At 65.9% G+C, this 24,617-nt stretch carries 23 protein-coding genes; 15 read left to right on the top strand and 8 right to left on the bottom strand.

The window, feature by feature from the left end:
* Positions 1-32 precede the first annotated feature (32 nt).
* The 5 genes from ACTOWJ_RS25015 to phnF all read right to left on the bottom strand — a co-directional run bounded on the left by ACTOWJ_RS25015 (position 33) and on the right by phnF (position 8,032).
* A complete protein-coding gene (locus tag ACTOWJ_RS25015; RefSeq protein WP_441337334.1) occupies positions 33-1,217 on the bottom strand; it encodes an efflux RND transporter periplasmic adaptor subunit in 1,185 nt (394 codons plus the stop codon).
* A gap of 171 nt (positions 1,218-1,388) precedes the next feature.
* Positions 1,389-3,212, bottom strand: coding sequence for an ABC transporter ATP-binding protein (locus ACTOWJ_RS25010; RefSeq protein WP_441337333.1), 1,824 nt, complete (start codon positions 3,210-3,212; stop codon positions 1,389-1,391).
* 82 nt (positions 3,213-3,294) lie between these two features.
* On the bottom strand, positions 3,295-6,024 hold the full coding sequence (lanKC, locus tag ACTOWJ_RS25005) for a class III lanthionine synthetase LanKC (protein ID WP_441337332.1): 2,730 nt from the start codon (positions 6,022-6,024) through the stop codon (positions 3,295-3,297).
* 224 nt (positions 6,025-6,248) lie between these two features.
* The gene (locus ACTOWJ_RS25000; protein WP_441337331.1) at positions 6,249-6,383 is read right to left on the bottom strand and encodes a hypothetical protein; all 135 of its coding nucleotides are present in this window, start codon (positions 6,381-6,383) and stop codon (positions 6,249-6,251) included.
* Between the two features lie 863 nt (positions 6,384-7,246).
* Complete coding sequence (gene phnF / locus ACTOWJ_RS24995) at positions 7,247-8,032, bottom strand: phosphonate metabolism transcriptional regulator PhnF (protein WP_441337330.1); 786 nt, start codon at positions 8,030-8,032, stop codon at positions 7,247-7,249.
* A 123-nt stretch (positions 8,033-8,155) separates the two neighbouring features.
* Between phnF and ACTOWJ_RS24990 the strand changes: the two genes are divergently transcribed.
* Positions 8,156-9,292, top strand: a complete 1,137-nt coding sequence (locus tag ACTOWJ_RS24990) for an alpha-D-ribose 1-methylphosphonate 5-triphosphate diphosphatase (RefSeq protein WP_441337329.1) — start codon at positions 8,156-8,158, stop codon at positions 9,290-9,292.
* A gap of 383 nt (positions 9,293-9,675) precedes the next feature.
* Here the strand turns inward: ACTOWJ_RS24990 and ACTOWJ_RS24985 are convergent, their stop codons facing one another.
* Entirely contained in the window at positions 9,676-10,011 is a 336-nt protein-coding gene (locus ACTOWJ_RS24985) for a hypothetical protein (RefSeq protein WP_441337328.1), read from the bottom strand.
* Between the two features lie 10 nt (positions 10,012-10,021).
* Between ACTOWJ_RS24985 and ACTOWJ_RS24980 the strand changes: the two genes are divergently transcribed.
* The 6 genes from ACTOWJ_RS24980 (at position 10,022) to ACTOWJ_RS24955 (ending at position 16,068) form a co-directional block, all read left to right on the top strand.
* Positions 10,022-10,462, top strand: coding sequence for a hypothetical protein (locus tag ACTOWJ_RS24980; protein WP_441337327.1), 441 nt, complete (start codon positions 10,022-10,024; stop codon positions 10,460-10,462).
* 127 nt (positions 10,463-10,589) lie between these two features.
* Positions 10,590-11,111, top strand: coding sequence for an XVIPCD domain-containing protein (locus ACTOWJ_RS24975; RefSeq protein ID WP_441337326.1), 522 nt, complete (start codon positions 10,590-10,592; stop codon positions 11,109-11,111).
* 209 nt (positions 11,112-11,320) lie between these two features.
* Positions 11,321-13,606 carry a TonB-dependent receptor gene (locus ACTOWJ_RS24970; protein ID WP_441337325.1) on the top strand — a complete coding sequence of 762 codons (2,286 nt, stop codon included), beginning with the start codon at positions 11,321-11,323 and terminating at the stop codon, positions 13,604-13,606.
* 274 nt (positions 13,607-13,880) lie between these two features.
* Positions 13,881-14,564, top strand: a complete 684-nt coding sequence (gene purN, locus ACTOWJ_RS24965; protein WP_441337324.1) for a phosphoribosylglycinamide formyltransferase — start codon at positions 13,881-13,883, stop codon at positions 14,562-14,564.
* Positions 14,565-14,662: 98 nt separating this feature from the next.
* Positions 14,663-15,382 (top strand): DUF3108 domain-containing protein, encoded by a 720-nt coding sequence (locus tag ACTOWJ_RS24960; protein WP_441337323.1) that lies wholly within the window; start codon positions 14,663-14,665, stop codon positions 15,380-15,382.
* A complete protein-coding gene (locus tag ACTOWJ_RS24955) occupies positions 15,379-16,068 on the top strand; it encodes a DUF3108 domain-containing protein (RefSeq protein WP_441337322.1) in 690 nt (229 codons plus the stop codon). The genes ACTOWJ_RS24960 and ACTOWJ_RS24955 overlap by 4 nt, the downstream gene beginning before the upstream one ends.
* 142 nt (positions 16,069-16,210) lie before the next feature.
* Here ACTOWJ_RS24955 and murA read toward each other — a convergent pair whose 3' ends face one another.
* Both murA and ACTOWJ_RS24945 read right to left on the bottom strand, forming a co-directional pair.
* Positions 16,211-17,467: a UDP-N-acetylglucosamine 1-carboxyvinyltransferase gene (gene murA / locus ACTOWJ_RS24950; protein ID WP_441337321.1), complete on the bottom strand. Its 1,257-nt coding sequence runs from the start codon at positions 17,465-17,467 to the stop codon at positions 16,211-16,213.
* 122 nt (positions 17,468-17,589) lie between these two features.
* A complete protein-coding gene (locus ACTOWJ_RS24945; protein ID WP_336088825.1) occupies positions 17,590-17,829 on the bottom strand; it encodes a BolA family protein in 240 nt (79 codons plus the stop codon).
* 257 nt (positions 17,830-18,086) lie between these two features.
* On the opposite strand from ACTOWJ_RS24945, the gene ACTOWJ_RS24940 reads away from it, so the two are divergent.
* From ACTOWJ_RS24940 to ACTOWJ_RS24905, 8 genes are all read left to right on the top strand, one after another.
* Entirely contained in the window at positions 18,087-19,109 is a 1,023-nt protein-coding gene (locus ACTOWJ_RS24940; RefSeq protein WP_441337320.1) for a KpsF/GutQ family sugar-phosphate isomerase, read from the top strand.
* A 105-nt stretch (positions 19,110-19,214) separates the two neighbouring features.
* A complete protein-coding gene (locus ACTOWJ_RS24935) occupies positions 19,215-19,763 on the top strand; it encodes a KdsC family phosphatase (protein ID WP_441337319.1) in 549 nt (182 codons plus the stop codon).
* Positions 19,760-20,326, top strand: coding sequence for an LPS export ABC transporter periplasmic protein LptC (gene lptC / locus ACTOWJ_RS24930; protein WP_441337318.1), 567 nt, complete (start codon positions 19,760-19,762; stop codon positions 20,324-20,326). The genes ACTOWJ_RS24935 and lptC overlap by 4 nt, the downstream gene beginning before the upstream one ends.
* Entirely contained in the window at positions 20,307-20,897 is a 591-nt protein-coding gene (gene lptA / locus ACTOWJ_RS24925) for a lipopolysaccharide transport periplasmic protein LptA (protein ID WP_441337317.1), read from the top strand. The genes lptC and lptA overlap by 20 nt, the downstream gene beginning before the upstream one ends.
* On the top strand, positions 20,897-21,616 hold the full coding sequence (gene lptB, locus ACTOWJ_RS24920; RefSeq protein WP_441337316.1) for an LPS export ABC transporter ATP-binding protein: 720 nt from the start codon (positions 20,897-20,899) through the stop codon (positions 21,614-21,616). Before lptA ends, lptB begins: the two co-directional genes overlap by 1 nt.
* Before the next feature lie 96 nt (positions 21,617-21,712).
* Positions 21,713-23,167, top strand: a complete 1,455-nt coding sequence (locus tag ACTOWJ_RS24915; protein ID WP_441337315.1) for an RNA polymerase factor sigma-54 — start codon at positions 21,713-21,715, stop codon at positions 23,165-23,167.
* Positions 23,168-23,602: 435 nt separating this feature from the next.
* Positions 23,603-23,929 (top strand): ribosome hibernation-promoting factor, HPF/YfiA family, encoded by a 327-nt coding sequence (gene hpf / locus ACTOWJ_RS24910; protein WP_441337314.1) that lies wholly within the window; start codon positions 23,603-23,605, stop codon positions 23,927-23,929.
* Between the two features lie 54 nt (positions 23,930-23,983).
* Positions 23,984-24,448 (top strand): PTS sugar transporter subunit IIA, encoded by a 465-nt coding sequence (locus ACTOWJ_RS24905; RefSeq protein WP_441337313.1) that lies wholly within the window; start codon positions 23,984-23,986, stop codon positions 24,446-24,448.
* Positions 24,449-24,617: the final 169 nt, after the last annotated feature.

Here is a 24,617-nt window from a genome sequence, read left to right as displayed (position 1 = left end):
CATGGTGAGGTGGAAAATCGCCGCGCATCGGCTCAGCGAACGCGCAACGCCTGGTGCTTGCTCCATTGCGCGGTGTCGGACAGAACCACGCGGTCGCCGGGTCGCAACCCGGACTTGACCTCGATGCGGTCGCTGGAAGTGCGGCCGTACACCACGCGCGTGCGTTGTGCGATCTCGCTGTCGCCGCTCAGTACGAACAGGGTAGAAGCGCCGTTCGGTATCGCCGACGACGCGCGTCCAACGCTGACCACGTCGCGCAGGCGGGCCAGCACGATACTGCCGTCCACGGACAGATCCGGGCGCGCGCTCGCTGGCAAGGCGCGGACGAAATCGACATCGACCGTGACCCGGCCCTCGCGCACCGCCGGGTCGATTCGGTCGACGCGGCCCTCGGCCACACCGTTGCGGGTATCCACGCGCACGGGCAGATCCAGGACCAGATCCTTGGCCAGAACTTCGGGCACCAGCAAGCGCGCGATCAACTCGTTCTGACGAGCCACCCGCGCCAGACTCGCCCCGACAGCCACTTGCTGTCCCGGCTCGACGCTCACCTGCTGAAGGATGCCGTCGATGCCGGCCCGGACCTGCAACGCGGCGACGTTCTGCTCGGCCAGGGACAGCGCACTGGCCAGTTCGTCGCGGCGCGCACGCTCGGCCAGCATCTGCGCCTCGAAGTTGCGACGCGCGGCGGTCACGCGCTGCTTCTCGATCGCGACCATGTTCCGGTCCTGGGCCATGCCGACTTCGCTCTGGATCAATTCCAGCTTCGAGATCACGCCCGCGGCCAGGGCCCGACGCAGCGCGTCGGTCTTGGCCGAACTGACCTTGAGTTGCGACTCGGCCTTGGACAGCACGGCGTCCTGATCCAACTGCTGCGATTGCAGCTCCGTGCGTTTGGCCGCGATACCCGCGTCGGCCCCGGCCAGCGCGGCGCGGGCCTTCTCCAGGTCGGCCAATGCCATGGGGTTGCTGAGCCGGATGATGACGGTATCCGCGCTCACCCGGGCGCCGGGTTGCACCAGCACTTCCTGCACCGCGCCCTCGGTGCCGGCGGCTAACCAGCGCACGTGCTTGGGCACCAGGCTGCCGGTGGCGCGGATCTCCTGAATCATGTCCCCACGCTGGACCTCATCGATCCACAACTCCGAGCGCGGCGCACTCGGCATCGCCTCGTCCAGGCCCATGATCGCGAAGGCGCACGCGACGAGCGCAAGCATCGCCGCGGCCGAAACGAGCTTTCGCCGCGAGAAAAGACCACTACCGTGTTTTTGCTTGACGACGTCCATTGCAGAGAACCTCATCGGAATGCTTGATGCGACGCGCGATCCCAGTCACGGCCGCCGTGCCTCGTCTCGGCCTTGGCCACGCATGCGGCAAAGCCGTCGTGCTCATGCCTTTCGCTCCGCGACCGCTGCCGTGGGCTCGAAGCGAATCTCGGGCTCGTCCACCGCGCGCAGTGCGCCCGGCTGCAGCGATGGCGGCGCATGGCCCGCGCCGCGCTCGATGAATTCGTCGTAGCCCGGACGCCGCACGATCCGTCCGCCGGTCATGACCAGAATCTGGTGCGCGTTGCGCACCGTCGCCAAACGGTGAGCGATAACGAAGGTGGTACGCCTGGCCTTGAGCCGGTCGATCGCCGACTGGATCAACGCCTCGGATTCGTTGTCGATGGCCGAAGTCGCTTCGTCGAGCAGCAGAATCGGGGCGTCCTTGAGCAAGGCGCGAGCGATCGACAGGCGCTGCCGCTGGCCGCCGCTCAGCTGCAGGCCGCGCTCGCCGACCTGGGTGTCGTAGCCCGCGGTCATCTGCACGATGAACTCGTGCGCGTTGGCCACGCGCGCCGCCGCCTCCACGTCCTCGTCGCTCGCGTCCAGGCGGCCGTAGCGGATGTTGTCGCGCACGCTGGCCCCGAACAGAAATACGTCCTGCGATACCACCGAAATCGCCTGACGCAGCGATTCGATCGTGTAGTCGCGAATATCCCGACCGTTGACCTCGATCGCGCCGCCGGCGACGTCGTACAAGCGCGGAATCAATTTGATCAGGGTCGATTTTCCGGCGCCGCTGTGGCCGACCAGGGCGATGGTCTGGCCGGCCCGCGCTTCCAGGTGGATGTCCGACAAGACCGGCTCGCCGGGCCGGTAAGCGAAATCCACGCCGATGAACTTCACCGTGGCGTGCTCGCACGACAGCTCGACCGCTCCGGGGCGATCGCGGATATCGGGCTTGACGTCGAGCAGTTCGAACACCCGGCGCGAGGCGCCGGCAGCCTGCTTGAGCGAGGAATAGTGCTGCGCCAGAGAACTGATGCTCTGAGTGATGTTCAACGAGTACAGCAGGAACGCCACCAGGCTGCCGGCACTGAGCGCGCCCTGTATCACCTGCAGTCCGCCGTACCAGAACACCACGATGGTGGCGAAGGTGGTCAGAAACACGGTGAGGGCGCTGTAGAGCGCGTCGGTGCGGCGCATCGAAAGCACCACCGCCAGGTAGCTGCGCAGGCCGCCGCGGTATCGCTGCGATTCGTACGGCGCTCGGGCGTAGGTGCTGACCACTTCGATCCCGCTCAGCGACTCTTGGGCGATCGTGGTCGAGCGCGCGAGCTCGTCCTGGATCTGCGTCGACAAGCGTTCGAACACCGGACCGAAGATCCGGCTCAGCACCGTAGCCAGCGGCGCCATGGTCAGCACTACCAGACCCAGCCGCCAGTTCATCGACAGCATCACGATCGTCGCACCGATGCACTGGAAGCAGTTGATCGCGACGAACACCGGCAGGTTCGCCACGATGTGACGCACCGAGGCCACATCGTTGCTGAGCCGCGACAAGAGATCGCCGATACGCTGGCGGTGGTGGTAGTCGAGTCCGAGCGTATGCAAGTGCTCGAACAACCGCCCGCGCAGGTCGGCGATGATGATGTCCCCGATGGCCTGCAGGCGGAACTGGCCGGCGTAGCTGAGTAGCGAGCGCAGGATCAATATCGCCAGCAGACCGGCCGCCAGCAGGTGGACCATGCCGGTTTCGCGGCCGACCAAGGCGCGATCGAACAACTGCTGGATGCCCACGGGCATCAACAGTTGGATCGCGGTCGCGGCCAAGATCAGCACCAGGCAGGACAAAATCCCGCCGATATGCGGCCGGCTGAGCGCGGCGATGCGGCGCAGTTGCACGCCGCCTACCGTCTTGTCTGCCCGCGGTGACTGATCGGTCATCGGACTTCGCACCGTCGCTGAGGTCGCCAGGCCAGCCGCGCCAGTCCGGTAACAGAACGCAACGACGCGTTGGCGGCGACGCTCATCCGAGCGCCGCCTGCAACTGTTCCGGCCGGTCTGCCGCGGACCAGTTCGGAAGCAAGTCGTCGAGCATGAACGAGGCGCCGCCGCGAGTGCGATAGCGATGCATCACCAGCGCGATGCCGGCGCCGCCGGTGCCGAAGTCGCAACTGATGCGGTTGAGCGATTCGCCGGGGAAGGCGAGCCCGCTGCCGCGTTGCACCGGGAACAGCATGCAACCGGCCAGCAGCTTGCGTGCGCTGGCGATGGCTTTGTCCTCCCATTGCGGGAAGCGCGCCAGGTCCAGGTACATGTCGGCGATGCCGGCCAGCCCCAGGAAGTAACCGGGGAAGATGGCGTACTTGCGATCGCAATCGACATGCACTTCGGCCACCGCCTCGGCATAGCGCGCCTCACCGGTGACATGCCAGTAACGCAACAACATCCGCCCGACGCCCGAGCTGCCCCAACGCCAGTAAGGCATCAGGCTCGGCGTCCGGTCGCGGGCGATCCAGGTCATGCCGCCCTCCTCGCGCCGGCGGACCGCCTTGTCCAGAACCCAGTTGACGCCTTGCTGCCCGACCGCCAGGTAAGCACCGTCCCCGGTCGCCAAGTGCAGGTACAGCAGGAACAAGCTGACGCCCGCCGTACCGTGGCCCAAGCTCGCCGAGATGCCTTCCGGCGACGTCCAGAAGCAGCCGTCGTGCAGCTCCGGCTCGACTTCGCGGCTTTCGACCAGGAATCGGCCGGCTTTCTTGGCTTCCTCCAGATAATGCTGGTTGCCGGTGGCCAGGAAGAAGCGCAGTTGGGTCATGCCCCAGCCGGCCGCGCCGTTGAACAGGTTCGGCGAACTCCACAGCAGCCGATGGTCCTTGGCGCACGCCAAGGTCGCGACGGCCTCGTCGTGCAATCCCATCTCCAGCATCGACCAGGCGATGCCGGACAATCCAACATACAGTCCGGGCGCGTAGGTGTTTCCGTCGACCCGATGCGAGCGGATCCATTGCAACACGCGCTCGTCGACCTGGCCGCGGACGCGATGCATGGCATAGGCCACGCCGCAAGCGCCATGGCCCAGGCTCAGCGGATTGGTCTCGAATACGGTCGGGTCGGCCGGATACAGCCGGTCGCGGCGGTCGAAATCGGCCGCCGCGTCGCAGTGTTCGAACACGCGCGCGATGGTGCCGTCCAGATCGGCGGCGTCGATCTCGTGGGTGCCCACGCACGGCGCTTTCGGTTCGTGCTCGATCGACAAGGCGCGCAGTATCTCGTCCATGTCCGGCCGCTTGCTGGTATCGCGATCGAGCAATCGGCGGATGAGATCGGCCAAGTGCTCGGGGAAGTCGAAATCGCGCTGGAACGCGGCCAGATAGCGCTCGTGGGCATCGCGGTCGAGCACCAACAGGGGATTCATCGGGAACAAGCCGACCATCATCAGGCTGCCCAACGCGTAGTAGTCGTCCTGGCGAGTGGCCATGCCGCGCTCCATCGCCTCCTGCGGCGAGAAGCCAGGCGTCATCAAGTGCGTCGGCAGGTCGATGCCTTCCTCGTAGGCGCCTTCGAAATCGATCAGCTTCAGCTCCGGATCTTCGCCCTCGCGTTCGATCACCAGCACGTTGGTCATCGAAAGGTCGCTGAACACGATGTTGCGATCGTGCAGTTCCTTCAGCATCACCCCCAGCTTGGAGAACAGCTTGCGGTACAGACGATAATATTCCCGGCTCTCCTCGACTCCGGCGCGCGTGCGCATCGGCAGGCTGATGTTGGCGAAATAGTTGCGCAGCGTATTGCCGCCTTCCAGATAGCTCTCGACCAGATAGGCGTGCTCCCAGTCGATGAAGAAGTCCAGCGGCTTGGCCGAAATGTCCAGATCCGCCACCAGGCCTAGCAGACGGTGTTCCTTCTTCATCAACTGCACGGCGTCGAGCCCGCGCACGGAAACATTGGTGTACGGCCGCCCTTCCTTGATGATGACCTTGCGCTCCTCGTGCCGGTCGAACGCGAGATACACGCCGCCGGAATTGCTTATCGCCAGCGCGGCTTCGATTTCGTAACGGCCCTTCTTCAAAGTCCCGGCCTCGCCGTCGTCGGCGGGCGCGGCGCTGAACTTGAGGAACGGATCCTCGATGTCCGCCGGCAGGTTGAAGAACGGCGTGCGCGTGTCGTCGACGTAGTTTCCGTTCTTGTCCTGGATGACGTGAACGGTGGTTCCACTCACGTCCAGACGCTTGATCGGCAACAAGCCGCCGTAGCGGTAATGCAGAATTCGGTTGTCCCGGTAACGGCGGTCGGAAAGGATGTACGGCCCCCAATAGCCGAGGGTCGCCTCGTACAGCGATTCCAGCAACTGCGCGCAATGCTCGGTATCGGTGGGATAGACGGTAATGAACTTGCCCGAAGCGCCGCGGCTCCAGCCCTTGCCGTTCGACAGCCAGAGCATCGTGCGATCGGTCAGGAACTTGAAGGTCACTTTTTGCGGCGCCAGAAGACGGGCGACCGTCATCAGGATCGCGGGCGCATGCGCGGGTGTCGCCGACAGATGGATTTTCCAACCTTGCGCGGGAATTTCGGCGCCCTCGTAAGAGCAGCCGTACCACACGTTGTGCTGCTGGATATCCCATTCGTCGGGAAGCAGTCGCCGCATCGGATCGTAGAAGTGCTCGCGCACCGGCTGATAGCGCGAGACGGGCTCGTAAAAGTCGCCTCTGACCAACGAGTACAACACCTTGTCCCCAACCAACATCTCAGCCATGGTCCTCTCCCTGCCGGCTTCGTGACGACTTATCCCTGGACGAGCACGTGGCGTCGACGCCGCGGCCATGGCTTCGGCCCGGTGCCGCCTCGTGCTTCACGAACTGACTTGCAGCAAACGCCCCCGCCACGCGCTGCGATTGCGCGGGCTCATCCGTCCGGAAGAGAGAGGGAGCGCGCGCTCCCTCTCGAACTGCGTTTGCAGTCGATTACCGAACGCCGGGGTTACACCGGAGTCGGAATCGTCTCGCAGACGCAGGCGTTGCAGCTTGACGTCGACCCGGAGGTCGCGGTGCTGTTGCCGGGCTCTTGGCTGTTGTCGTGCATCGGGATTTCTTGCAACTTAAGGATGCGGTCCATTGAAAACTCCTTTTCGATTGATGATCGGAACCATATTCCTTGCACCTCCAAGCCCTCCTCCTGAAAGCTCTTCGGACGCGGCCGGATACTGCTCGTGCCGAAATCCGGCCTTGCATTGCATCAAGCTCTGCAGCGCTTGACAGCTTCACCGGCCTCCATGCCGGCGAAATCCATGAGACGAAAACGACACGTCTCCCGCGCGCAGGCGGCGCACGGAAGAGCTTGATCGTTCGGGGGATTCGCCGCACTGAAGCAGCGGCGACGCTTCCTCATCCTGAGCGCATGGATACGGCATCCGGCAGCCTTCCTTTGCTTGTCCTGGCGAATCGTGCCCTGAAAAATCGACAAAACAGTGATGTGTAACCCGTATCGAAACACCGGACGAACCCGACCGACGGCCGGCATTACGGCGGCTTCCGATACGCGTCGGATCAAGGCCGCGCATGGACGACAAGTTCATGCAGCTGTTCTTCGCATAGGAAATCCGCGCAGCAAGAAAAAACAGGCGAATGGAGAAAGAATCGCTTCATAACGACGGCCGGTCCGTACGCGCGGCCGTCCACGTTCCATGCGCCGGCAGCGTCGACCTGCACGACCTCGCGCAGCCGCGACCGCGATGTCAACGCAATCACACTTCGCTGCGCGAGCATCGAGTCATGCTGCACATGCAGCACCGTTTTCGATGATGTGCGGCGCAGGCCACGCCGCGCCAGTCGGGAGAGTCGCGGCCGCGTCGGCATGCAACGGCCAGGGCGTTCTCATCGGACCAACGGCAACCCGTACCATGCTGATACGAGATTTCGCGCGGGTGCTATCCGGACACCCGGCCTATCCGCGCGGCCGTCACGCCGCGGCGGGCGATGTCACGACTCCGCCATCACCATCAACTGCACCCAATCGCCCGCGAAGGACGTCACGCCGAATTGCACCGGCACGCCCTGGGTGTCGACGTTGAGCGAATGCACGCAAAGTACCGGCCTGCGTGTGGACTGGCCGAGCACGCGTGCGACCTCGGCGGCGGGCAATCGCGCCATCACCGAGGTGTGCTTGCGCAGATAGTCGCGCACCCCGAACTCGGCCAGGGTGCGGGTCACCGACAGTTGTTCGGCGAAGACCCGGTCCAACCCGGGAAAGCGCGAGGCCGGGAACCAGGCCTCGCTGTGGTCGACCGTGCGTCCTTCGACTTCGCTGGAATAGACGATGCGGTGCACGCGTTCGCCCGAGATCAGACCCAACGAACGCGCGACCAGCCGGGTGGGCGTCTGCACACCGGCTTCGATCAGGCGGTAGCGGCTTTCCACGTTGAGATCGTGCATCGCCTTGCCGAAGCGCGTGCGCCGGCCGATCGGATAGTGGTACGGGTGTTCCTGCACGAAACTGCCGCGGCCGGTTTCGGTCCGCAGCACGCCGCGCTCTTCCAGGGCTTCGATCGCGCGACGCACGGTATGGCGGTTGACCGCGAAGCGTTTGGCCAGATCGAACGCCGAGGGCAGCTTGTCGCCTTCGCTGAGCACTCCGGCGCGAATGTCCTTGAGCAGCGCAGTCTCGATCTGTTGCCACAGCGGCAACGCGGCGTCGCGCTGCGCGGCCGGCTCGGACGCGAGGACCGGACTGGCCGCGTCGACCGCGGCGGACTGGGTGGATGTCATACAACCTCCATCTGCGCTTGCTTGACTAGACAGGTCGGGCCCCGCACCAGCCGCCATGAGAACCCGCCGGCGTTGCATGCCCATGACAGAACCCGCCCTCCGACCGACCGCGCACACTGGACCATGACCGAAATCCTGCTTGACAACGCCCGTCTGATCCTGCCCGGCGAGGTGATCGAAGGCCATGCGGTCCTCGCCGACGGCGTGATCCGCGACTTCGGCCCAGGCCGCCTGAACGCGCCCGCGGCGATCGACTGCGCCGGCGATTACCTGCTGCCCGGCCTGGTCGAACTGCATACCGACAATCTGGAAAAGCACCTGCTGCCGCGTCCCGGCGCGCACTGGCCGGCGGCGGCCGCGCTGTTCGCACACGATGCGCAGCTGTTGGCCGCCGGCATCACCACCGCGCTCAACGCGATCTCGGTCGGCGAGGAAGACGCCGAGGAAGCGGTCGATCCGGTCGCGGTCCTCGCCGCCTTGGCCCAGGCGCGCGAAGACGGCGGCCTGCGCATCGACCATGCCGTGCATCTGCGCTGCGAACTGCCCTGCCCGGACCTGCCCGAACGCCTGCGGCCGTTGCTGGACACGCCCGAACTGCGGCTGTTGTCGCTGATGGACCACACCCCGGGCCAACGCCAGTTCCACGACTTGGAACGCTATCGCTCCTATAGCGCACGCCACGGCAATGCTCGCGACGATCAGCAGTTCCACGCGCGGCTGGAGCATCTGCGGCAATTGCAGCGGCGCCATGCCGATGCGCATCGTGGCGTGGTGATCGAGATGGCGCTCGCGCGTGGCCTGCCGTTGGCCAGCCACGACGATTCGGATCTGAGCCACGTCGCTGAAGCGGTCGAGGCCGGAGCGTGCATCGCTGAATTCCCGGTCAATATGGCCACCGCGGTCGCCGCGCGCGCGGCCGGCCTGCTGGTGCTGGCCGGCGCGCCGAACCTGGTGCGCGGCGGCTCGCACAGCGGCAACGTCGCCGCCGCCGATCTGGCCCGCGCCGGCGCGCTGGATGCGCTCTCCTCCGACTACGTGCCCGGCAGTCTGTTGTTGGCCGCGTTCCAATTGGGCGAGTGGGCGTCGATCGGCTTGCCGCGCGCGATCGCGATGGTCACCCGGACGCCGGCAAGGGCGATCGGCTACAGCGACCGCGGCGAAATCGCTGCAGGCCTGCGTGCGGACTTGCTGCGGGTACGTGTCGTGCGCGGCTTGCCGCAGGTCGAAGCGGTGTGGGTGGGCGGGAAGCAGCGTTACTGATCGGGCGTTGCGAAATATTGCGAGCTTCGTATGTCCGTGGCATGGGTTTTCCGGCTCTGCTTGTCGCTACGCGACACTTGCGGCAATCTCCACGCAAGCCCCACGCACGGAGCGACGATGAACACTCGGTATGCAATCTTTTGCGCGACCACACTGAGTGTACTTTCTGTGTGCGCTTGTGCGCATGGACCCGAGCAGTCTGCGCAGCATGCGGCCTCTGCCGCGACAGTAACGCCAAAGGGTGAGGTCACCGTCGAGAACTTTCTCGTTGGCCGCTAGATGGACAGCAGGGGGTTAAGCGAGTGATAGCCGCCCTGCAACAGACATTCAAGATGGAATCGCTTCAGGCCTCTCAACTGTATGGAAAGGGCCCAGTTCGGTTGTCAGATGAGCAGATTTTGAGCTTCGCATGGATTCGCGAACAGGCTAACAGAATCGATATCGGCCTTGCCGCTAAGCCATGCTTTCCGACTGAGCGCGCCCTCGCCATTACTGGCGCCACAATGGAACCCTTTATCGTCGACGAGCATGGCGTCGATCGCGGCGGAAAGTATGAGATCGAACAGAACGGTTTCAGCGTGCACCTCGAAACAGCGCCGCACGATCGGCAATGCATAGCCGACATACATATCACTCCATCGAAAAGATAGAACCCTGACCGACGAATCAGTCGCAGATGGAATCAGGTCGCTCAGGGGCATCGATTCGTTCCAATCCATGCCATCTCGTATGCGTGAATGGATCGAGACATCGCCCAACGCCGTTGCCGATTCCGGTCAGTTCTTCAAGAATGGTGGGCGGTTCGAAATAAGCAGTAACGTCAATCTGCCGTACTACCACGCGTCCACGCCGCCGAAGATTTACTTGAATCAAGAACAGTGGCACCAGCTTCAAAAGGCCGACGCCCCAGTCCCCTCCCAGCTCCACACCTTCGGCACCCTGGCCCACGAAATCGGCCACGACCGCTACAACACCGGCGTCACGCCGTTCACCGGCAGGACCGCGGACGACTACGTTCGATACCGCTCCCGGCTGGAAGCCCAGGCGATCTTCAACGCCTTTCCGATCTTCAAGGACCTGGAAAAGCATCACGATTTCGCCCAGATGGGACTGCCGTTCAACTCCATCGGCTACCTCAACGGATTGGAACTGGGACTGGCCTACAAGTAGTGGCGCAACGGCGAGATGGACGACACGGCGGTGGTCGATCGCATCGCCGCTCAAGTGCCGGATCGGCCCTACACTCTGGGCGGTTCGTTGCAGGATCAAAATGCGGACGGCCGGCTGACCCATCGCGATGCGTACCTGTCCGGCCATGCCAAGTACATCGCCCCGAAACTCAGCCCGCAGGCGCCTCCCGTCCACTACGACGGGGGCGCCGGTTTCCACGGCATCAGACCCCAATCATTCCGATCGCGCCTTGCTGGAGAAAATCCGCGAAGGTGTCCGCGGCCTCGACCCGCAAATCGGCAAACCTTGGGACGAGCGCAGCGAGCGCTTGAGCGCGAGTGCGTTGTCGATGGCGGTGGCGGTGGAGATGAAGTTCAACGCCAACGACGACGTGCGGCTCGCATTGAACAATGCCAGCCCGACGCGCGCGGCGGGCGAACTGCTGTTCGCGTACCGCGTCGGCTCGACCGCATCGCCCGACCCGGCCGCCAATGTCGCCCACATGCCGGTAGCGGAAGCCTTGACCCTGCCGGCGCAGGAACGCTATCGGCAGGTTCAGGCGACGCGAGACGCCCAGGCCGAAACCCAGCATCAGTCGCCGCCGCAACACGAGAACCCGACGCAGGCCGGCCTGGTCGCGGCGCGTTAAGGGAGCCCTGTCGGGCCCGGTACTCGCAAATACCCTGAATCGGTCCTCCCGGGACTTTTCCCGGCCCTGCCCGCTCAATTCAGCCGTATCGGCCACGACCCACTAGACAGGTACGCCGCGCGGTCCGTCCCTCGCGCACGGCCCTTCATATCCCCTCGTTGTAATGCCGTCAGACGCCACGACCGTGGCGCGCATTCCACGAGAACCGCATGAAGACCCCGACCCGCACTCCTTTGGCGCTGGCCCTGCTGGCCGTGCTGCCCCTGGTCAGCCACGCGCAAACCCCGACCACCGCCGATGCTGGGGTGCGCAACGCAGCCGCCAACGCGGTCGCCGCCAGCGGCGCCCCGCTGGACGTCGCCGCGGGCGATGCCGCCACCTTGGACACGATCTCGGTGATCGGCAATCGCGATACCCGTCAGGTCCAACGCATCGGCAAAGTCGAACTGCAGGCCACCGCGCTCGGCACCAACCCGATCAAGGTGCTGGAAAAGCTGCCGGGCGTGCATTTCGTATCGTCCGATCCGTGGGGCAACTACGAGTGGTCCAACCGCATCGCAATCCGCGGCTTCGCGCAGAATCAGCTGGGCTACTCGCTCGACGACATCCCGCTGGGCGACAACAGCTACGCCAACAACAACGGCCTGTCGCCCAATCGCGCGATCCTGCCGGAGAACATCGCCGAGCTCGAACTGGCGCAGGGCGCCGGCGCGCTGCGCATTCCCTCCACCAGCAACCTGGGCGGCGCGCTGCTGCTGCATTCCTCCGACCCGGAAAGCGAATTCGGCGCGCGCGCCAGCGTGGCCTTCGGCGACAACGCGACACTGCGCAGCTTCGTGCGCGTGGACACCGGCGATCATGCCGGCTTCAGCGCTTACGTCTCGGGCATGCGCAGCGAGTCCGAACGCTGGCGCGGCGACGGCGTGCAGGAGCAGCAGCAGTTCAACGGCAAGGCGGTCTATCAATGGGATCGCGGCCGCATCGCCGCCTGGTTGTCGACTTCGCGTCGCAACGAAACCGACGATCAGGATTTGTCGCTCGACCTCATCCGCCGCTGCGGCTACGACTGGGACAACTACGCTCCCGATTGGCAGCGCGCGCTCGCCGCCGCCAACGGCCAGTTCAGCGGCTGCGTGAAAACCAAGGACGACGCCTACTTCCGCGCGCGCGGCCTGCGCAACGACGATCTGGCCAGCCTGTCGGGCGAATTCGACCTCACCGACAAGCTGCGCCTGGACGCCACCGCCTATTACCATCGCAACGAAGGCCAGGGCCACTGGTTCACCCCGTACATCAGTTCGCCGACGATTCCGATGGCGCTGCGCATCACCAGCTACGACATCGAGCGCAGCGGTTTGAACGCGCGCCTGGCCTACACCTTCGAGCAACACACCGTGGAAGGCGGGTTCTGGTTCGAAGACAGCGTGCACGGCGCCGGCCGCAGCTTCGTCAACATCGCCGGGCCCATCGACGATCAGCGTTTCTTCGATCCCAGCGAGTTCGCCCAGCGCCTGTTCCGCCAGCGCTTCGATACCCGCACCCGACAGTGGTTCCTGCAGGACACGATGCGTTTGTTCGACGAGCGCCTGACCGTCAACGCCGGTTTCAAGGGCCAGGACGTGGTGACCGACGGTACCGTCGTCGTCCCGGGCCGCGCCGGCGGCCGTCTGCGCACGCGCGACAACTTCCTGCCCCAACTCGGCCTGGCCTGGCAGTTGAACGAGCGCAGCGATCTGTTCGCCAACTACGCCGAAAATCAGGCCGCGTTCCGGCCTGGCGTCAACGGCGCGTGGTCGCTGACTCAGGCCTCGTTCGACCTCAGCCGCGCCAGCGCCAAGCCCGAGCAGTCCAAGACCTTGGAGATGGGCTGGCGCTACGGCGACGATCATTACCAGTTGTCCACCACCTTGTACGGCGTCAACTTCGAAGACCGCCAACTGGTGATCGTGCCCTGCCCGGGCGTGGTCAGTTGTCCGAACCAGTTCGCCAATGTCGGCAAGGTCCGTACCGTGGGCGGCGAGTTCGCGTTCGTGTGGACGCCGACGAAGAATTTCCGCTGGCTCACCAGTTATGCCTACAACGAGTCGCAATACCGCTCGAATTACCTGAGCAGCGGCAAGGTGGTCGAAGTACGCGGCAAGCAGGTGGTCGATACGCCCAAACAGTTGTTCGCCACCGAGGTGAGCTACGGCATCGGCGACGTCGAGCTGCGCCTGGGCGGCAAGTACACCGGCAAGCGTTACTACACCTACACCAACGACGCCGGCACCGACGCGTTCTGGTTGTGGGACGCCGGGCTGAGCTGGCAGCGCAAGGACGTGGGCCAGATCAAGTCGCTGCGCGTGGGCCTGAACGTCTACAACCTGTTCGACAAGACCTATGTCGCGACCCTGGGCAGCAACGGCTTCCGCGATACCGATCCGCAGGGCACGTTCCAGACGCTGTTGACCGGCGCGCCGCGGCAGTGGTTCGTGTCGGTGGATGCGAAGTTCTGAACGTGGGGGCGTTGCCGGGTTGGTCATAGCCCAGTTCACGCATGCCCTCACCCCGGCCCTCTCCCGCAAGCGGGAGAGGGAGCCAGGCCAACAACGCGGATGCAAGCCCCTCTCCCGCTTGCCGGGTGAGCGGACGCAGCTTGCCAGCCACCGGCTCGCGCGTCGGCGAACGCCCGAACGCCATGCGTTCGGGCCGGGAAAGGGTTGGGTGAGGGCCACCGCCCCACCTCGCAGATCGCCTAAAATGCCGATCCGCTCCTACCCTGCCGGCCCAATGCCCCAACCGCTCCCCCGCATCGCCGTCCTCGCATCGGGCCGCGGCAGCAATCTGCAGGCCGTTCTCGACGCCATCGCCGCGGGCACTCTGGCCGGCGAGATCGTCGGAGTCTTCTCGGACAAATCCGGCGCCGCCGCGCTGCAGCGCGTGCCGGCAAAGCTGCGCTGGTCCGCCGACGCCAGGGCTTATCCCAACCGCGAGGCCTTCGACGCCGAACTCGCCGACGCGGTCGCCGCCGTGCGCCCGGACTGGGTCATGTGCGCCGGTTATCTGCGCATCCTCGGTAACGCGTTCGTCGAACGCTTCCGCGGCCGCACGCTCAATATCCATCCCTCGCTGTTGCCCAAGTTCCGCGGCCTGCGCACTCATGCACGGGCGATCGAAGAAGGCGAAAGCGAGCACGGCGCCAGCGTGCATTTCGTGATCCCGGAACTCGACGCAGGCGCGGTGATCGCGCAAGCCGTGGTCGCGATCGAAGCCGGCGATACGCCCGACAGGCTCGCCGAGCGGGTGCTGGGCGTGGAACACCCGTTGTTGCTCGCAGTGATGAGACTGGCGACGTCGGGCCGGCTGGCTGAACACGGCGCAACCGTAGTCCTGGACGGTCATCCGCTATTTACGCCGCTGCGTTTAGATTTCGCCGGCCGATTGACCGATCCGGCCAGCGGTAACCCGGCCTGACCGCCACGGCGGTCGGAGGCCGCCGCCAGCTCAACGCTGCGAGCGTCTTCGCCGCATTCTCCCTGCGCTCCGCGCCCCAGGACTCGTCCCGCCTCGTCATGAAGTCCCTCCTGCCCTTGCTTCTGGCCACGCTGACCGGCGCGGCCGTTCCCGGCAGCGCGCTCGCGCTGGAACCGTTCGTGGCCAATTACCAGGTCTTCAACGGCGGCAAGGCGCTCGGCGATGCGACCATGCAGGTCAAGCCCGAGGGCGGCCACTGGCGCATCGATCTCGACATCCGCGCCGAGCACGGCATGATGGGCCTGACCGGCGCGGCCGCGAAGCAGAGCACGTTGTTCGATCTGGTCGGCGAAACCTACCGGCCGCTAAGCCAGACCATGGTGCGTAAGCTGCTGTTTTCCAAGCGGGTGATCAACGGCAGCTACGACTGGAACAAGCATGCCGCGCAATGGGACGGCGACATCAAGGAACACCGGCGCAAGCCGATCGCGCTGGAGGACGGCGACATGAGCGGCCTGCTGATCAATCTGGCGGTGGTCCGCGACGCCCAGCCCGGCAAGACCTTGAACTACCGCTTCGTGGATTCCGGGCGCCTGCGCCCCCATCAATACCTGGTGGCCCAGGAGTTGGAAGGCGTCAAGGTCGACGACATGAGCTTCAACGCGATGCGCGTCAACCGCGTGCAGAGCGGCAATGAGGAAACCTCGATCTGGGTGGTCGACGGCGTTCCCACCCCCGTGCGCATCCTGCAGCGCGAAGATGGCCAGGACACCTACGATTTGCGTCTGGTCGAATACAAAGGAGTCAACGAACAATGACGACCCATCGTTCCCCCAAGTTCCGCCTCGCGGCCCTGGCCGTCGCCCTGGCCGCGGTCAGCGCGCCGGCGTTGGCGGTCAAGCCCTTCAGCGCCGACTATTCGGCCAGCTACATGGGCATGCAGGGCGCCGGCCGCATGACCGTGGCCCAGGCCGACGGCGGCCGCTGGAAGTACGAGCTGTCGATCACCAGCCCGCTGGCCGAACTGCGCCAGACCACCACCTTCGATGAAGCCGGCGGCAAGTTGCGTCCGCTCAGCGGCAGCGATTCGAGCAAGGTGCTGACCAAGAAGAAGAGCATCGCCGCCACCTACGACTGGTCGCGCGGCGAAGCGACCTGGACCGGCGACGTCAAAGCCGATCGCGCCGGCCCGATCAAATTGCAGAGCGGCGACCTGGACGCGTTGTTGGTCAACCTGGCGCTGGTGCGCGACGCCGGCGCCGGCAAGCCGATGACCTACCGCATGGTCGAAAGCGGCCGGGTCAAGGAATTGACTTACAGCGTGGTCGGCAAGGAAGCGATCACCGTCGGCGGCAAATCGCAGCAGGCGACCAAGGTCTCGAGCAAGAACGGCGACAAGGAAACCATCGCCTGGGTGGTGCCGAACCTGCCGGTGCCCGTGCGCATCCTGCAGCGCGAGAACGGCAGCGACGCGATCGATCTGCGGGTGCAGGCGGTGCGTTGAGGCGAGACTGCGCGCGAAGATCGGCGATCCGACAAAAAAGCCCCGCAAACGCGGGGCTTTTTGTTTTCGGTCATCGCCGCCGCAACAACACTCGTGCCCCGTCCCTCTCCCTCTCCCGCTTGCGGGAGAGGGGAAAAATGCGTCACCCAATCCGGCGGATCTTCGCCCCGAGCTTCGACAGCTTCTCTTCGATGTTCTCGTAGCCGCGATCGAGGTGGTAGATACGGTCGATCGTGGTCTCGCCCTGCGCCACCAGGCCGGCCAGGATCAGCGAGGCCGAAGCGCGCAGATCCGTCGCCATCACCGGCGCGCCGCTGAGCTTGGACACGCCGCGGATCACCGCAGTGTGGCCGTCCACGCGGATGTCCGCGCCCAGGCGCAGCAATTCGTTGACGTGCATGAAGCGGTTTTCGAAGATCGTCTCGTTGATAACGCCCGCGCCTTCGGCGATGCAGTTGAGCGCCATGAACTGCGCCTGCATGTCGGTCGGGAACGCCGGGTACGGCGCGGTCACCAGATCGACCGCGCGCGCGCGGCGGCCGCCCATGTCCAGGGTGATGCGGTCGCCGTCGACTTCGATCGTCGCGCCGGCATCGCGCAACTTGTCGAGCACCGAATCGAGCGTATCGGCGCGGCTGCGGGTGGCGGTGACGCGGCCGCCGGTCATCGCCGCGGCGACCAGGAAGGTGCCGGTCTCGATGCGGTCGGGCAGCACGTCGTGGCTGCCGCCGTGCAAACGCTCCACGCCGTGGACCACGATCCGGCCGCTGCCGGCGTTCTCGATCTTGGCGCCGAGCGAGTTGAGGCAATCGGCCAGATCGACGACTTCCGGCTCCATCGCCGCGTTCTCGATCACGCTGGTGCCTTCGGCCAGGGCCGCGGCCATGAGCACGTTCTCGGTACCGGTCACGCTGACCACGTCGAACACGAAGCGCGCGCCCTTCAGACGGCCTTTGCGATGCGCCTTGATGTAGCCGTTCTCGACCGTGATCTCCGCGCCCAGCGCCTGCAGGCCCTTGATGTGCTGGTCGACCGGGCGCGAACCGATCGCGCAGCCGCCAGGCAGCGAAACTTCGGCCTCGCCGTACTTGGCCAGCAGCGGGCCCAGCACCAGCACCGAGGCGCGCATGGTCTTGACCAACTCGTAGGGCGCGATATGGCTGTTGACCGTGGTCGGATCGACCGTGATCGTCGCGCCGTCGCTGGTCACGCCCGCGCCGAGCTCGCCGAGCAGCTTGGCGGTGGTCAGCACGTCGTGCAGACGCGGCACGTTGCGGATGGTCACCGGCGCGTCGGCCAGCAAGGTCGCGCACAGGATCGGCAGGACAGCGTTCTTGGCGCCGGAAATCTGGACTTCGCCGTTGAGCGGCTGGCCGCCTTCGACCACGATTTTGTGCATTGAGAGAGCCGGAAATGAGGAACTGGGAATGGGGAATGGTAGAAGCGAAGCGATCGGGCTGGGTGAGGTCGCGGTGAAGTCCAAGCGCACGTGCGCCTGCGATTCGCCGTTCCCCATTCCCTTTATTCCCGATTCCCTGCTTCTTCCGGCGTCATCGTCTTCAGCGCCAGCGCGTGGATCTCCCCGCCCATGCGCTCGCCGAGGGTCGCATAGACCAGGCGGTGGCGCGCCAGCGGCAACTTGCCGCGGAACGCCTCGGCCACCACGGTGGCCTCGAAATGGACGCCGTCATCGCCGCGCACTTGCGCTTGCGCGCCGGGCAGGCCTTGTTCGATCAGGGTGCGAATGGTTTCGGCGTTCACTCAAAGCCTCTGGAATGGCCGACCCGGAGACCCGGGCCGTGGGGACGAAAGCGGCGCCCGGGCCGGCGCGGTACCGCTGCGCGGGCCGGAAGCCGGCTGAATGCGCAGGACCGGATGGCGAGGATGTGCCGGCCGGAACGACGCTGGGCGGGCGAACCGCTTAGAATTGGCCGATTAGCCTAGCCGAAAGCCCCTCGCTTCGAAACGGCGCTCCCCTGAAACACACTGAACCACCCGTTTTCACGACCGGCCTGCCCATGACCCGACCCGTTCCCGCCCCCGATTCCAGCCTACTGTCCGCCCACGCCAGCGACAGCGGACTGGCCGAAAGCGGCCGGCGCGTGTTCGAGATCGAGGCCCAGGCCCTGGCAGCGGTGGCGGCGCGCATCGACGGCGACTTCACCGCAGCCTGCAAGCTGATCCTGGGCGCCAAGGGCCGCGTGGTGTGCACAGGCATGGGCAAGTCGGGCCACATCGCGCGCAAGATCGCCGCGACCCTGGCCTCCACCGGCACGCCCTCGTTCTACGTCCACCCGGGCGAGGCCGGGCACGGCGATCTGGGCATGATCACCGACGCCGACGTGGTCCTGGCCTTGTCCTATTCGGGCGAAAGCGACGAAGTGCTGATGCTGCTGCCGGTGCTCAAGCGCCAGGGCAACGCGGTGATCGGCATGACCGGGCGGCCGCAGTCGACCCTGGCGCGCGAATCGGACGTGCACCTGGACGTCAGTGTCCCGGCCGAGGCCTGCCCGCTGGACCTGGCGCCGACCTCCAGCACCACCGCCTCGCTGGCGATGGGCGACGCGCTCGCGGTCGCGCTGCTGGAAGCGCGCGGCTTCACCGCCGACGACTTCGCCCGCTCGCATCCGGCCGGTGCGCTCGGCCGCCGCCTGCTGCTGCACATCACCGACATCATGCACGCCGGCGAGGAAGTGCCGCGGGTGTCGGCCGACGCCACCGTCAGCGAGGCGCTGGTGGAAATGAGCCACAAGCGCCTGGGCATGACCGCGGTGGTCGACGACGCGCAGCGCCTGATCGGCCTGTACACCGACGGCGACTTGCGCCGCACCCTCGACGACCCCGGCGTGGATCTGCGCTCCACGCGCATCGCCGAAGTCATGACCCGTTCGCCCAAGACCATCGGCGCCGATGCGCTGGCGGTGGAAGCGGCGCAGTTGATGGAGACCCACAAGATCAGCGGCCTGCTGGTCGTGGATACTGAACGGCGGGTGGTCGGCGCCTTGAACATTCACGACTTGTTGCGGGCTCGGGTGGTTTAACGGCGGAGATTCGGGATGGGGGATTCGGGATTCGAAAAATGCGAATCCCCCGGCCCACCCGCTCTTTACGCCTTTACCAATCCCGAATCCCCCATCCCGAATCCCATGCCCTACAGCCACCTCAACGACTATCCCGCCGCCATCCGCGAACGCGCCGCCCGCATCCGGTTGGCCTGCTTCGACGTCGACGGCACGCTGACCGACGGCCGGCTGACCTTCGACAGCAGCGGGCGCGAGTACAAGAGCTTTCATGTCCAGGACGGCCAGGGTCTGGCGCTGCTGCGCAAGGTCGGGATCGAAGTGCATTTCGTGACCGCGCGCGGCGGGGCGATCGCCGCCCATCGCGCCGCCGAGCTGGGCGCCAGTTCGCACGGCGACGTCAAGGACAAGCTGGTCTGCGTCAAGCTGATCGCCGAAAGCCTGGGCCTGAGCCTGGAACAAGTCGCCTTCATGGGCGACGACCTCGCCGATCTGCGCATCCTCCCGCACGTGGGCCTGGCGGTCGCGCCGGCCAACGCGCATCCGTGGGTGCGCGAACGCGTGCATTGGCGCACCGTCGCGCGCGGCGGCGAAGGCGCGGCGCGCGAACTGTGCGATCTGCTGCTGGGCGCGCAAGGCCACGCCGAAGACGTATTGAACGGAGCGCTGGGATGAGCTGGCGCGGATGGTTCACCCTGATCCTGCTCACCGCCGCCGCGCTCAGCGGCTGGGCGTTGTGGTCGCAGCGCGACAAGCCGCAAGCGGCCCGGACCGGTACGCGGCCGGACTACGTGCTGACCGATTTCGAAGCGATCGTGCTCGACAAGCAGGGCAAGGAATCCTTCACTCTGCGCGCGCCCCAGCTGACCCGCGATCCGGCGGTCAAGACCATGGACATCACCACGCCGCTGTTCCTGATTCCGCCCAAGCAGGGCAGCAACGGCGGCCCGTGGCAAGTGCGCTCGCAACGCGGCTGGGTCAGCGCCGAGGCCGACGAGGTGCGTCTGCGCGGACAGGTGCATGCCGACAGCACCAATGCCGAAGGCAAGCCGATCAAGATCGCCACCGAAGAACTGAACGTGTTCCCCGATGCGAACAAGGCCACCTCGGCCGTCGCGGTCAACATGGTCCAGCCGGGCACTATACTGAGCGGTCTGGGCCTTGAGGCCGATCTCGAGACCAAGAACGTGATCCTCAAATCCAACGTCAAGGCGCGCTATGAAGCGAAAGCCCGCTAATCTGCCGGCCCTGTGCCTGGCCGCGCTGCTGCTGGCTCCGGCCATGAGCGCGCAGGCCCGCAGCTCGGACCGCAACCAGCCCATGGATGTCGACTCCGACCAGAGCAACTGCCAGGTCGGCAACGATTCCGGTCCCTGCGTGTTGACCGGCAACGTCAAGATCGTCCAGGGCACCTTGGTGATCAATTCGTCCAAGGCCGACATCAAGCGCAGCGGCGGCGACATCAGTTCAGTGGTGCTGACCGGTTCGCAGGTCACGCTGAAGCAGGAACTCGACGACGGCAAGCCGTTCAACGGCCGCGCCAACAAAGTCGACTACGACATGTCCAAGGACACGGTGATCCTCACCGGCAACGCCTTCGTCGACAACGCCGGCGACACCATCGCCAGCGAACGCATCGTCTACAACATGAAGACGGGGCAAGTCGAAAGCGGCGGCACCGGCGGCCGCGTGAGCATGCGCCTGCAACCCAAGAACAAGGACGGCGCGGCACCGGCTCCGGCCGTGCCCAAGACCGCTCCGGCCAAGCCGGCGAGCAAGCCCGCCCCCGCCAAGAAGGGAGGCGGCTGATGCTGGTCGCCCAAGGCCTGCGCAAGGCCTACCGCCAGCGCGAGGTCGTGCGCGATTTCGGCCTGACCCTGGACGCCGGCGAAGTGGTCGGCCTGCTCGGCCCCAACGGCGCCGGCAAGACCACCTGCTTCTACATGATCGTCGGCCTGGTGCCGGCCGATGCCGGCTCGATCGTGCTCGACGGCAAGGACATCACCGCAGAACCGATGTACGCGCGCGCCAAGTACGGCGTCGGTTACCTGCCGCAGGAACCTTCCGTGTTCCGCAAACTCAGCGTGGCCGACAACCTGCGCCTGGTGCTGGAACTGCGCGCCGACCTCGACCGCGCCGGCATCGAACGCGAGCTCGCCAGCCTGATGGACGAGCTGCAGGTCACCCACGTCGCCGATCAGCTCGGCGCCAGCCTGTCCGGCGGCGAGCGCCGCCGCGTGGAAATCGCGCGCGCTTTGGCCACTCGGCCGCGCCTGATGCTGCTGGACGAACCTTTCGCCGGTGTCGACCCCATTTCGGTCGGCGAGATCCAGCGAATCGTGCGCCATCTCAAGAATCGCGGGATCGGCGTCCTGATCACCGACCATAACGTTCGCGAAACCTTGGGCATTTGCGATCGTGCGTATATCCTGAATGACGGCGGCGTGCTCGCGCAGGGGGCTCCGGACGCGCTGCTGGCCAACCCCGATGTCCGTCGCGTCTACCTGGGCGAAACTTTCCGTCTGTAACCTTCTGGTTGCCGGGCGCGAACGACGCCCGCGATGCACGACTCGGCCGACTGCCATCTCAGGTCGTTGCCTTTCAGGTCGCGTCAGCCATCGAACATGAAGCCCCGCCTCCAAGCCTCTCTCGGACAACAGTTGGTAATGACGCCGCAATTGCGGCAGGCGATCCGTCTGCTGCAACTGTCGGCTGTGGAACTGGAAGCCGAACTGGCGAGCGCGGTGGAGAGCAATCCGCTGCTGGACTGGACCGAACCGGCCGCGCCGGGCGGCGAGGAGGAACTGCGTCCACCGCAGACCTCGGCCTCCTCCAGCGAGAACGCCGATCACGGCGAGGGCCCGGGCCCCGGCAGCGACGCGGCCACGCCCGAGCCGGAATGGACCATGGACGACGGCGAGACCTGGTACGAACGGGTCGGCCCGTCCGATAACGACGAAGACTCCACCGCGGCCGAACAGGTCGCCGACGCCGAGACCCTGCTCGACCACCTGCTCTGGCAATTGCACCTGAGCCCGCTGTCGACCCGCGACCGCAGCATCGGCGTGGCCCTGATCGAGGCCATCGACGACGACGGCTATCTGCGCGAGCCCCTGCAGGCCATCGCCGAATCGCTGATGCCGGAATTGCACGTCGGCGAAGACGAAATCGTCACCGTACTGCACCAGGTGCAGCGGTTCGATCCGGTCGGCACCGGCGCGCGTTCGCTCGGCGAATGCCTGAGCCTGCAGTTGGGCACCCTGCCCGACGAGACCCCGGGCAAGGCGCTGGCGCTGCAGATCTGCGCCGGTCCCCTGGAGCGTCTGCCGCGCATCGGCGTGGCCGGCCTGGCCAGCGAGTTCAAGCTCGATCAGGCGCAGGTCGATGTCGCGGTGCAATTGCTGCGCTCGCTCGATCCGCGCCCCGGCGCGCAGATGGGTGCGATCTCCACCGACACCTATGTCACGCCCGATGTGGTGATATGGCGTCAGCGCGGCCTGTGGCGCGTGGCCTTGTCGGAAACGATGCGTCCGCGCATTTCGATCCATCGCGGTTACGAAGGCATGATCCGCCACGCCAGCGCCGCCGACGCCAGTTATCTGCGCGGCCATCTGCAGGAAGCGCGCTGGCTGCTCAAGAGTCTGGAAGCGCGCGGCGACACGTTGCTCAAGGTGGCGCGTTGCCTGCTCAAGCAACAGGCCGCGTTCCTGGAATTCGGCGACAGCGCGTTGCGCCCACTGACCTTGCGCGAAGTCGCCACCGAAGTCGGCCTGCACGAATCCACGGTCTCGCGCGCGATCGCGCGCAAGTACGCGCGCACTCCGCGCGGCACCGTGCCGCTGCGTGCGTTCTTCGCCTCCGGCATCGATACCGGTTCGGGCGGCGAAGCGTCCAGCACCGCGATCCAGGCGATGATCCGCCGCCTGATCGAAGCGGAGAATCCGCGCAAGCCCTTGTCGGATGCGCGCCTGGCCGAAACCCTCAAGGCCACCGGCGTGCCGGTCGCGCGCCGCACCGTCGCCAAGTATCGCGAGGCGATGAGCATCCCCTCGTCTCAGGATCGCGTGCGGATGGGCTGAGCCCCGCAGCCCTTCGCTTCTCCCGCTTGCGGGAGAAGGTGGCGGGAGAGTCTGTCCCCGCGAAGGCGGGGGCCGGATAAGGGCACGTTGCTACCGGCGCGCCCTCACCCCAACCCCGCTCCCGCAAGCGCGAGAGGGGCTTTTCGTGTGCGTCGTGACGTTGCGTGCGCTTGGCCTCCGTCAACCTGGCGGCTTATACCTTTTCCCGCCAAAGACATTGCAAAAACTTTACATACGGAAAAAATCTCTTCCGTATCAACGTCTTCCGCGCCGGTTACTACCAAAGGACCAGACCGGGCCCTTGCGCCGCAGACTCAGCGTGAGATGCTGGACTCCCTGGCTTTGGCTAGGGCGTCACCCGGTTCCGTTTAGGTCCGGCAAGGCCGGACGGAACCTCGAGTTCCGCATTCATCCGCGACGTGAAGGAGGTCCCCGATGCGTATCGAAACCCACGGCCAGCAGCTTGAAGTCACCGCAGCCCTGCGCGACTACGTGGAAACCAAGCTGGCCCGTCTGCAACGCCATTACGACCATCCCTTCGACGTGCGAACCCAGCTCAGCCTCGACAAGCCCGACCATCGAGCCGAAGCCACCATCCTCATCGCCGGCCGCACCCTGCACTGCGATGCCGCCGCGATCGACATGTACGCCGCCATCGACCTGCTCGCCGACAAGCTCGACCGCCTGCTGATGAAGCACAAGAGCAAGCAAGTCGACCATCATCGAGGCGAAAGCCTCGCCCGCAACGGCGAACTCAGCTGACCTTAGCGTAAACTCCGCGCCAGCCACGTACCGCAAGCCACCTACAACGCCGTCATGCCGCTTTACGAACTGTTGAGCGCGGAGCGCGTTGCGATCCTGGTCGAACCCGGCGATCGCAACGCGGTGCTCGAAACCGCCGCGCGCATGCTGTCCGAAGGCAGCCCGCTGATCGCCGCTTCGCTCAACGCGGGCCTGCGCGAACGCGAAAAACTCGCGAGCACCGCGATCGGCCACGGGGTGGCCATCCCGCACGGCCGCAGCCCCTTGTTCGAGACCAGTCGCGCCGTGTTCCTGCGCCTGGCCCAGCCGGTCGATTTCGGCGCGCCCGACGGCCAACCGGTCGACCTGGTGCTGGCGATGGCCGTGCCCGAGCACCATGTCCAGCAGCATCTGCAATTGCTCGCCGAACTGGCCGAGCGCTTCGCCGACCCCGGTTTCCGCGACCGCCTGCGCTCGGCGCCGTCGGTCGCCGAACTGAGCTTCCGCCTGCTCGACCACTGCCGCCGCAGCGCGGCTTGATTCCCGAAACCCGGCCGGCGACGCCTGCCATGGGGGAATCCCCTTTCATGGAGGATTTCTCCTCACGCAGCCCCCTTTTTTCAAAGGGGCAACCGCACTCGACCTAAGGGGCGCTCGCTACAGCGGGCAACCGCCCTCGACAAAATCGGACGGCAGCCTTCGATAAACC

Source organism: Lysobacter sp. CA199 (genome assembly GCF_052078715.1).
Lineage (GTDB): Bacteria > Pseudomonadota > Gammaproteobacteria > Xanthomonadales > Xanthomonadaceae > Lysobacter.
The sequence above is the reverse complement of the archived record's forward strand: the minus strand, read 5'-3'. Positions and strand labels throughout refer to the sequence as shown.

What these genes read in the sequence shown, in the direction of transcription:
- ACTOWJ_RS25015 (WP_441337334.1), bottom strand. Translation starts at nt 1,217, where the DNA reads ATGCTTGCGCTCGTCGCGTGCGCCTTCGCGATCATGGGCCTGGACGAG.
- ACTOWJ_RS25010 (WP_441337333.1), bottom strand. Translation starts at nt 3,212, where the DNA reads ATGACCGATCAGTCACCGCGGGCAGACAAGACGGTAGGCGGCGTGCAA.
- lanKC (WP_441337332.1), bottom strand. Translation starts at nt 6,024, where the DNA reads ATGGCTGAGATGTTGGTTGGGGACAAGGTGTTGTACTCGTTGGTCAGA.
- ACTOWJ_RS25000 (WP_441337331.1), bottom strand. Translation starts at nt 6,383, where the DNA reads ATGGACCGCATCCTTAAGTTGCAAGAAATCCCGATGCACGACAACAGC.
- phnF (WP_441337330.1), bottom strand. Translation starts at nt 8,032, where the DNA reads ATGACATCCACCCAGTCCGCCGCGGTCGACGCGGCCAGTCCGGTCCTC.
- ACTOWJ_RS24990 (WP_441337329.1), top strand. Translation starts at nt 8,156, where the DNA reads ATGACCGAAATCCTGCTTGACAACGCCCGTCTGATCCTGCCCGGCGAG.
- ACTOWJ_RS24985 (WP_441337328.1), bottom strand. Translation starts at nt 10,011, where the DNA reads ATGGATTGGAACGAATCGATGCCCCTGAGCGACCTGATTCCATCTGCG.
- ACTOWJ_RS24980 (WP_441337327.1), top strand. Translation starts at nt 10,022, where the DNA reads ATGCGTGAATGGATCGAGACATCGCCCAACGCCGTTGCCGATTCCGGT.
- ACTOWJ_RS24975 (WP_441337326.1), top strand. Translation starts at nt 10,590, where the DNA reads ATGCGTACCTGTCCGGCCATGCCAAGTACATCGCCCCGAAACTCAGCC.
- ACTOWJ_RS24970 (WP_441337325.1), top strand. Translation starts at nt 11,321, where the DNA reads ATGAAGACCCCGACCCGCACTCCTTTGGCGCTGGCCCTGCTGGCCGTG.
- purN (WP_441337324.1), top strand. Translation starts at nt 13,881, where the DNA reads ATGCCCCAACCGCTCCCCCGCATCGCCGTCCTCGCATCGGGCCGCGGC.
- ACTOWJ_RS24960 (WP_441337323.1), top strand. Translation starts at nt 14,663, where the DNA reads ATGAAGTCCCTCCTGCCCTTGCTTCTGGCCACGCTGACCGGCGCGGCC.
- ACTOWJ_RS24955 (WP_441337322.1), top strand. Translation starts at nt 15,379, where the DNA reads ATGACGACCCATCGTTCCCCCAAGTTCCGCCTCGCGGCCCTGGCCGTC.
- murA (WP_441337321.1), bottom strand. Translation starts at nt 17,467, where the DNA reads ATGCACAAAATCGTGGTCGAAGGCGGCCAGCCGCTCAACGGCGAAGTC.
- ACTOWJ_RS24940 (WP_441337320.1), top strand. Translation starts at nt 18,087, where the DNA reads ATGACCCGACCCGTTCCCGCCCCCGATTCCAGCCTACTGTCCGCCCAC.
- ACTOWJ_RS24935 (WP_441337319.1), top strand. Translation starts at nt 19,215, where the DNA reads ATGCCCTACAGCCACCTCAACGACTATCCCGCCGCCATCCGCGAACGC.
- lptC (WP_441337318.1), top strand. Translation starts at nt 19,760, where the DNA reads ATGAGCTGGCGCGGATGGTTCACCCTGATCCTGCTCACCGCCGCCGCG.
- lptA (WP_441337317.1), top strand. Translation starts at nt 20,307, where the DNA reads ATGAAGCGAAAGCCCGCTAATCTGCCGGCCCTGTGCCTGGCCGCGCTG.
- lptB (WP_441337316.1), top strand. Translation starts at nt 20,897, where the DNA reads ATGCTGGTCGCCCAAGGCCTGCGCAAGGCCTACCGCCAGCGCGAGGTC.
- ACTOWJ_RS24915 (WP_441337315.1), top strand. Translation starts at nt 21,713, where the DNA reads ATGAAGCCCCGCCTCCAAGCCTCTCTCGGACAACAGTTGGTAATGACG.
- hpf (WP_441337314.1), top strand. Translation starts at nt 23,603, where the DNA reads ATGCGTATCGAAACCCACGGCCAGCAGCTTGAAGTCACCGCAGCCCTG.
- ACTOWJ_RS24905 (WP_441337313.1), top strand. Translation starts at nt 23,984, where the DNA reads ATGCCGCTTTACGAACTGTTGAGCGCGGAGCGCGTTGCGATCCTGGTC.